The sequence below is a fragment of the Anaerostipes sp. CAG:276 genome, from assembly GCF_000432215.1.
Classification (GTDB): Bacteria; Bacillota; Clostridia; order Lachnospirales; family Lachnospiraceae; genus Anaerostipes; species Anaerostipes caccae.
Genome location: NZ_FR889197.1, coordinates 1 through 8217 on the forward strand (window position 1 = coordinate 1; position 8217 = coordinate 8217).

Consider the following 8217-nt stretch of genomic DNA (forward strand, 5'->3'; position numbering starts at 1 on the left):
CATGCCAGAGGCTCCGTAAGGGCAGCCGTATCCAGAGGCAGCTCCTCCGGAATCTTTATGGCATTTTTCGCGGGACAAACAAGGAATTCTGCAAATGCGCCGTTTATATCAGATCCAATGCCTTTTCTTTCTCTGCAGAGTCCCCAGTTTCCGGTCAGACAGTATTCACATCTCCCACAAGGTTTTACCATCGTATGACAGACAACTCTGTCACCAACTTCCACATGGTGAACGGCACTGCCCTTTTCCCACACAATCCCGCTGAACTCATGTCCCGGAATCACAGGAGGCCTCAGTTTGCTGTCAGGGACAGAACAATCCATGTGGAACATTTTGATATCTGATCCGCAGATCCCTGCATAGGACACCTTCACTTTTAACCAGTCGTCTCCCGGCAGCCGGGGTTCCGGAAGGTCCATAAGCACCATATCGTTTGGTTTTTCACTGATTCTTTTTAATGCTTTCATATTATTTTGCCAGCTCATACACTTTCCGGATATCTTCTTCGTGAAGTTCTACAAAATGTCCGGCGCACCGGTTTTTGCAGAGAAAGTCCATATCCTCCTCACAGACGCCAAGTTCATGAAGGGTCACAGGCATTCCAAGTGATTTAAAAAATTCTTTTGTTCTCCGGATTCCCTCTAAAGCCACTGCTTCCTGGTCAAAGGGGTCATTTGGTACTCTCCACACTTCTGTTGCAAAACGTACAAACCTCGGTATATCATGTTTATATACATACCGCATCCATGCAGGTGCGATGGTTGCAAGGCCCGCTCCATGAGCGGAATCATACAGCCCGCCGATCACGTCCTGTATCATGTGGCTGGCTAAATCGATCTCACGTCCCACGCCGCAGATCCCGTTGTGAGCAATGACCCCAGCCCACATAATTTCTGCCCTTGCTTCATAGTGGTCCGGTCTCTCCATCACTACCGGACCATATTTTATCATCGTCCGCAAGACACCCTCGCTCAGCTGATCCGTAAGTTCCGTCCCCTTTGTATTGGTAAAATAGCGTTCGATCACATGCATCATAATGTCTGTAATCCCGCACGCCGTCTGATATTTGGGCAGACTGAACGTCAGCTCCGGATTCTCTATAGCATAGGCAGGACGAAATACTTCGCTGTGCAGTCCTACTTTTATATTATGTTCCTCGTCTTTTAACAGACATGCCTCGGAGCCCTCGCTCCCGGATGCCGCAATCGTTACAATGGCCCCAATGGGGAGTGCCTTTTCAAACGGAATATTTTTTTGGAAGTGCTCCCAAAAATCATCCCCGCACAGCGCCCCTGCTGCAGTGGCTTTGGCCGTATCAATACAGCTTCCTCCGCCGATAGCAAGAACCGAGTCCACCTTTTCTTCTTTTGCTGTTTCTATACATTTCAAGGTATAATCAAGCCTGGGATTTGCCTTTACACCGCCTGCTTCTACAAATTCAATCTGTCCTTCTGCAAGCGTTTCTTTCACCCGGTCGAGAATACCTGACCTTAGTTCCGGACCGCTCATATGAAAAATCATGACCTTTCTTGAACCGATCCAGTCAAGCAGTTCTCCCAAATTATCCTCTGCATTTTTTCCAAAACAAAATTTCGTGGGACTGTAAAATGTAAAGTTATCCATTGCTTCTCCTTTCCTGATCTGTCCATTTTCTCTGAAGTTCGTTCTCCAGACTGCTGCAGGACATTGTTTTTGCATCTTTTAACAGTTTCTCATCCTGGACAGTCCCGATAATCTTATTCAGCATTCCCAGCTGATCATCATTAGATTTTAATGCCATATTAAACACAAATTCTGCCTCGGCCTGTCTGGAATCATCCTCCATTAAAGAGAAAGCAACCGGTTTTTTAAGTCTCAGTACACACACCGCAGGAGATATTACATGGACAGAGTCCGTATGGGGAATTGCCACTGGAACCGGTGTATCCAGTCCCGTGGGAAACTGTTTCTCCCTCTCAACACATCCCTCATAAAAACTTTCTTTTACGAGACCTTCCTCATAAAGCTTCTGGAATGTAAGCCTTAATGCCTCTTCTTTGTTTCGAGCCTCACCTTCTATAACAAAAACCTTTTTCATCATTTTCGTTCTTCACCCCTTTCCTTTTCCTAGAAGTGATAAGGGCCTGGACTTTTGATCCAAAGTCCAAACCCATCTGCTATGTTACTGTTTTATGCCGCTTACTTCTTTAAAAACAGAAGATGAAAAATCCATAAATTCTTCCGGCATTGTTTTTACTTTTCCTGCAGCCCTGATGCTTAAATACAATCTGCAGTTTCTTTCAATATTATCGCTGGCCAACAGTGCCTCATCCATATTTTTTCCCACACCGATGGCTCCGTGGTTTGACAGCAGTACGCCGCCTTTTTCTCCTATGGCTGCTCGTGCAAACTCTGCAAGTTCTGGGCTCCCCGGAGGGGCAAACCCGGCGATATCCACATCTCCGCCGAGTCCAAAGGCCGCTTCAATATCCACCGCCGGGATCATATTAATCCCTTCAACACTGGCTGCCGCAGTGGCATATGGTGAATGAGAGTGTACAATGGCTTTTACATCTTTTCTCTCCCGATAAATTCCCCGATGCATGGTAAATTCAATGGACGGTTTTTTATCCCCCTCTACAATATTTCCGTCCAGGTCTGCCACAACCAGATCCTTTTCTTCCATAATGTTATACGGATAGCTGGACGGCGTGATGACAAACAAATTCTCTCCTTCCACAATGGATGAGACATTTCCTGCTGTACCAAGTACATATCCATTACCGGAAATAATTTTGCAGGCACGCACAACTTCTGATTTTGCTTTGTTTAATGCTTCAGACATTTTTCACCTCCCAATAATCAGTCCCAATTGATGGCATTTTTAATTCCTTCCTGTCTTCCATGGGCTTCCACCGCCTCAATGAGCTGTTCCCATGGGTATTCACCCGTTACAAAAGTATCTACAGGAATTTCGCCATTGATGATCATATCAGCCGCCATCTGCACATGTCTTGGAGTTGTGTGATAGAATCCTGTCAATGTCACCCCATCGTAGTGAATTCTATGTGTGTCGACGGTAATGGTTGTACCTGCTTTGCATCCTCCAAACAGATTGACAAATCCTGCTTTGCGGACAATATTAATTGCATTTTCCCATGCAGCCGGCTGTCCGGAAGCATCAATCGCTGAGTCTGCACCTCGTCCGTCCGGTGTCAGTGCCCGGATTTCTTTCACCGGATCTTCCACACCGGTCAGGTCAAACACAATATCTGTCCCCAGAGATTTGCTGACTTCCAAACGTTTTGCACTAAAGTCTGCATGGATCACCTTTGCTCCCTTTTTCTTCATGAGCATGGCAATCATCAGTCCGATAGGGCCTGCCCCCAGGATAACCACATAGTCACCAAAATGTACCGGAGTCATATCTGCACCGTAGACAGCACAGGAAAATGGCTCTACCAATGCAGCTGCCTTATACGGAACCTGATCCGGGACATGGAACAGGTTTGTTTTCACAATCTGATCCGGCACTGCCACATACTGAGAATGTCCGCCTTTGATGCGCACCAGCGACTCACATTCCCCGTCATTCCGGCCGATCTTGCAGTAATAACAGCTTCCGCACGGCGCCGTATTATGGGTAACTACCCTGTCTCCCACTTTAAATCCTTCTACATCTTTTCCTACTTTTACAATTTCCCCCGCAACTTCATGGCCAAATGTAGCGCCCGGTTTTTCTCCCGGATATCCTCGCTTATATGTTTTTACATCGGTTCCGCATGTCAGGGTAACCTTTGTTTTGATCAATACCCCTTTATCATCGATCTCCGGTACCGGAACATCTACAAATCTTACATCTAAAGGTGCATACCATAATGCTGCTTTCATTGTTGCTGGAATTTCACTCATAACTTACCTCCTAATTTGAAATTAATATTTGAAATATTTATCTGCATGCAATAAATAAATACTACCTAGATCAACCCTGCAAACTTTGCAATGATCGCGATGATCACGTTGTAAATGGTATCGCAGACTGTACCAACCACCTGTGCTCCGCCGGACAGGTCCATAGTCCCGGCCGCCTTTACTACCAGTGTTGTAAGCCCTGCCATAAAGCTCATGGCAATCAGCTCATATACAGTAACCATAATTGCTGAGATCAGTGTCTTCAGTACATTACCTTTGGATGCCCATGAAGAAACGGTCGTCGTGTAAACCATGCCGCCTACAAGGCCAATGGGAAAGAAATTCACTCCCGGAACGATAAATCCCAATGCTATCGTAATCGGTATCATGATGACAGCTGTCTGGATAGCGCAGGTATCACCAAGCCCCAGTGCCACGTCCATACCGATATTAATGTCGTATTCGTCTCCAAGCTTTTTCTGCATAAATTCAGAGGCAGCCTGTCCGATAGGTCCCAATCCTTCCAACAAAACAGATACCATCTTTGGAAGCAATACAATGGCTGCTGCAATGGAAATGCTTATGGTCAAAGTATTTGCCGCAGACTGTTTTGTAATAATACAAAGGATGATACCGATCACAAAACTCATAACCGACGTATCTCCGAAAATTCCTAATCTCTTACTGAGGGTCTTTAGATCAAATTTCGTATCTTTGATTCCGGGAATTCTGTCCAGGACCCAGTTTGTCATTTTAGCGATCGGGTAAGCCGTTACCATAGCAAATTGGGTGGTAACGGCCGTTCCCTCCTGTCCGAAATAGTCCTGCCAGCTTTCTGCGGTGGCATCTGCCACCTTCAGCACGATGACCGAACAGACAAGAGCCGCAATCGTTCCCGCAATTCCCGCGGTAATAACGGAAGCTCCTCCGAGTCTCATCGGATAATAAACCATACACGCGGTGATTAAAAAATGCCAGTAATTCCACAAGTCCACGTTTAATGTTTTTGTAAAGCGGAATCTCACCAGAATAAAATTTAATATAAATCCCAGCGGAATCACCAGCATCGCAAAGGGTGTTGACCATCCTGCCGCTCCGAGCGCCGGCCATCCGCCGTCGATGACGGTAAATCCGCTCCCAAGATTCTGATAATATCCGGAGATGTTCCCCATCGCTCCGGTAAGGATTCCCAGTGCCGTGTTAATTCCAAGAAATCCAATCCCTACCATCAATCCGTTTCTGACTGCTTTCTTTACTCCTATCCTAAAGTAAAGACCCAGCACTGCTATGACAAACGGCAGCATGGCGGAAGCTCCTACATCCGAAATAAATTTTACTATCGTATTGATCAGTTCCATATAATCCTCCTTTGTTTTCCCACACTATCCATTAATCTTTTCATTCAGACCTGTAATGACATCTTTAATCTCTGCAATCTTTTTGTCTTTTTTTATTCCGGTCAGAAAAGCTGTAACATTGACTACCGGACACGAAATTTCTTCTCTATAGCAATTTGTCACAAACACAATATCCATCTCATCTGCTTTTTCAGATATTTCCGGAACCGTACCTTTTATGATTTTTACATCAATCCCAAGTTCCTGAAATATTTCATGGACTGCATTTGCCGCAACCGTCGAAGTCGCAATACCGCTTCCGCATGCTACCATCGCTCTGATCTCTCTTCCCATAACTTCACCTCCTTACATTTTGATACTTTTATTTCATTTTTTGTTTACTTATTGAGATTTATGATTCTTTTTTGTCGTTTTATTGATTCGTTTGATTCAATATTAATCCTGTTTTCCTCTTTTGTCAACCTTTTTATCTATAAAATTCATATTTTTGATTTATTTATTTCAATTTTGGATAAAATATTGACATCTTTGTGTCATTTCAGTATTATGGTAGAAAGAAATATGATGTCCCATTAGAGTTGTGTTCTGTACAGAAAGGAAAGACTATGGCCAAAAGAGAAAAAAGACTGAATGAATTGTTATCTTATATTAAAACTTATGAGTATGTTCCAATCCCCCAGCTGATGAGCGATTTTAATGTCTCAAAATCAACGATCATTCGTGATCTGTCCATTTTAGATGAACAGGGACTGATTGAGCGGATCCACGGCGGAGCCCGCGCGCTTTCCGATGACCGGATCACAAAATTTAATATTCGGGAAAAGCTCAATGAAAAAGAAAAAACTGCGATTGTGCGCCGTGCCGCAATGCAGGTCCATGACAATGACACGATCTATCTGGATACAGGTTCTACCTGTTTTCTCCTTTACAAGGAGATCACCGCAAAGAATGTCACGGTTTTCACCCCTAATCTGGCGATCATTCATTATGGCCCCCGTTCCAACGTGACACATATTTATGCCCTTGAAGGAGAGGTGTCCACCTCCAACTATTCACTGACCGGCAACCTGACACTTGAAAATATGAAAAGGATCTATCCGGAAAAAATTTTCTTTTCTGCTCTTGGTCTTCACAACCACCATAATCATGAGATTCAATGTGCAAATGAGATTCAGATGAGCACTATAAGGATCATTTGTGAGATGGAAGGGTTAAAGATTCTTATGCTGGATTCTTCAAAGATCGGTCTTCACAAAGCATTCCAGGGAAATCCGGTCCGTGACGTTGACCTGCTGATCACAGATTCCAATATTTTGGCTGAGGATGCCAAAAGTATTCAAAACAGTGCGAAAGAGATGATTGTTGCAGACTTGTGACATATCATGAAAAAGTAAAGCGGGCAGTAAAACAGCATTTTTTATTAAGACACGGAAACTCATACTAATTATAATGATGGAAGGAGGTGAAACTATGAAACAGCAAAAAGAGATTGTAGAAAAAGTCGTGAATTACATTGAGGATAATATCAAAAGAGAAATTAGTGTAGATATAATTGCCAAAAATGTCGGTTACTCAAAATTTTATCTGAATCGCATATTTTCTGAACGTACCGGAATTACCATTTATAAATACCTGCAAAGCCGCAGGCTTACCATTGCTGCGGAAAAACTGATAAAAACAAACGAGCCTATTACAGAAATTGCTTATGAAGCCGGATATGACTCTCAGCAGGCATTTTCACTTGCTTTTAAGCAGTTATATGTATACCCGCCCAAAATTTATAGAAATATGGAGGTTTTTGTGCCAAAGCAAAACAGAATCTCCTTGCATGGAAATTTCTATTATACACAAAATATTAGATTTATCCGCAGGGTTAAAGAAAAGGAACTGGCCGCATGAGTACAATTCCTTATGTCATTGAGAAAACGAACCAGGGAGAACGAAGCTATGATATTTTCTCACGTTTGCTGTCAGACAGAATTATTTTTCTGGTTGAAGAGGTAAGTGATATTTCTGCCAGTTTAATTGTAGCACAAATGCTCTTCCTGGAAGCCCAGGACCCAGGCAGAGATATTCAACTCTATATTAACAGTCCGGGAGGTTCCGTAACTGCCGGCTTTGCAATCTATGACACCATGAAATATATTCAATGTGATGTTGCCACGATATGCGTTGGTTTAGCTGCAAGTTTTGGAGCGTTTTTATTAGCCGGAGGCACACAGGGCAAGCGAATGGCGTTGCCCAATGCTGAAATTATGATACATCAGCCGGCTATACATGGCAATGGTATCCAGGGGCCGGCCAGCGATATAAAAATAATGTCTGATTATATGCAAAAGAACAAACAAAGATTAAACAGAATATTAGCTGAAAATACAGGGCGCAGCATCGAAGAAATTGAAAGAGATACTGACAGGGATCATTTTATGAGTGCCGAAGAAGCACTGAAATATGGTCTCATTGATTCTGTTATTTCCAAAAGGCAGAAAAAGCAGCACCTCTGATCTCTGTAAGAAAGACCGGACGCGGAGTGTTTTTATTTCATAGGGAAGGTCGTAGAACTTTCCTATGAAACAAAAAAGAGATTATTCAGAATTCTATATTACTGAATAATCTCTTTAAATTTTTCTTTACTTTAAAACTGTCTTCAGCTGGTTTACTGCTTTCCTGCTGGTCTTGCTTTTAAGGTCCTGATAGTCAAAGAATGCAAATCCGTCCACTTTGTACTTGCGGCCATACTGTACCTGTTTTTTCAGCACCTTCGTGTCACTCTTCCATTCTTTTCTCTCTGCCCGGTTCTGTCCCGCATTGTGTCCTGCCCGGTAGACTCCGATCCCAATATAGAGCTTCACTTTTTTCTTCCTTGCAGCCTTCACCCATCGTCTCGTCACTTTGTCAAATGCAGCCGTCGGATGTTTGAATCCCCAGTAGATCTGAGGACAGATATAATCCACATAAGCCGTGGAGT

11 protein-coding genes are annotated in these 8217 nt (G+C 43.5%); 3 read left to right on the forward strand and 8 right to left on the reverse strand.

Translation table 11 applies throughout. The features are described 5' to 3' along the window. From QVP35_RS10580 to QVP35_RS10610, 7 genes are all read right to left on the reverse strand, one after another. Window positions 1-467: zinc-dependent alcohol dehydrogenase (locus QVP35_RS10580; RefSeq protein WP_288187868.1), on the reverse strand; the 467-nt coding region annotated here is incomplete at its 3' end. 1 nt (window position 468) lies between these two features. Further along, window positions 469-1623 carry an iron-containing alcohol dehydrogenase gene (locus tag QVP35_RS10585; protein WP_022261135.1) on the reverse strand — a complete coding sequence of 385 codons (1155 nt, stop codon included), beginning with the start codon at window positions 1621-1623 and terminating at the stop codon, window positions 469-471. Beyond that, window positions 1616-2080 (reverse strand): PTS sugar transporter subunit IIA, encoded by a 465-nt coding sequence (locus tag QVP35_RS10590; protein ID WP_009288810.1) that lies wholly within the window; start codon window positions 2078-2080, stop codon window positions 1616-1618. The genes QVP35_RS10585 and QVP35_RS10590 overlap by 8 nt, the downstream gene beginning before the upstream one ends. A gap of 81 nt (window positions 2081-2161) precedes the next feature. Beyond that, window positions 2162-2824, reverse strand: coding sequence for a class II aldolase/adducin family protein (locus tag QVP35_RS10595; protein WP_009288811.1), 663 nt, complete (start codon window positions 2822-2824; stop codon window positions 2162-2164). Window positions 2825-2841: 17 nt separating this feature from the next. After that, window positions 2842-3891 (reverse strand): alcohol dehydrogenase catalytic domain-containing protein, encoded by a 1050-nt coding sequence (locus QVP35_RS10600; protein ID WP_006568780.1) that lies wholly within the window; start codon window positions 3889-3891, stop codon window positions 2842-2844. A gap of 65 nt (window positions 3892-3956) precedes the next feature. Continuing rightward, the gene (locus QVP35_RS10605; protein WP_006568779.1) at window positions 3957-5249 is read right to left on the reverse strand and encodes a PTS transporter subunit IIC; all 1293 of its coding nucleotides are present in this window, start codon (window positions 5247-5249) and stop codon (window positions 3957-3959) included. Between the two features lie 24 nt (window positions 5250-5273). Then, a complete protein-coding gene (locus QVP35_RS10610) occupies window positions 5274-5582 on the reverse strand; it encodes a PTS sugar transporter subunit IIB (RefSeq protein ID WP_022261136.1) in 309 nt (102 codons plus the stop codon). Between the two features lie 272 nt (window positions 5583-5854). On the opposite strand from QVP35_RS10610, the gene QVP35_RS10615 reads away from it, so the two are divergent. The 3 genes from QVP35_RS10615 (at window position 5855) to QVP35_RS10625 (ending at window position 7753) form a co-directional block, all read left to right on the forward strand. Continuing rightward, window positions 5855-6625: a DeoR/GlpR family DNA-binding transcription regulator gene (locus QVP35_RS10615; protein ID WP_009288814.1), complete on the forward strand. Its 771-nt coding sequence runs from the start codon at window positions 5855-5857 to the stop codon at window positions 6623-6625. Window positions 6626-6719: 94 nt separating this feature from the next. Next, entirely contained in the window at window positions 6720-7148 is a 429-nt protein-coding gene (locus QVP35_RS10620; protein ID WP_009288815.1) for a helix-turn-helix domain-containing protein, read from the forward strand. Then, entirely contained in the window at window positions 7145-7753 is a 609-nt protein-coding gene (locus tag QVP35_RS10625; RefSeq protein ID WP_009288816.1) for an ATP-dependent Clp protease proteolytic subunit, read from the forward strand. The genes QVP35_RS10620 and QVP35_RS10625 overlap by 4 nt, the downstream gene beginning before the upstream one ends. A gap of 126 nt (window positions 7754-7879) precedes the next feature. On the opposite strand, the gene QVP35_RS10630 is transcribed toward QVP35_RS10625, so the two are convergent. Further along, the coding region (locus tag QVP35_RS10630; RefSeq protein ID WP_288187870.1) for a family 10 glycosylhydrolase at window positions 7880-8217 on the reverse strand (338 nt) is incomplete at its 5' end.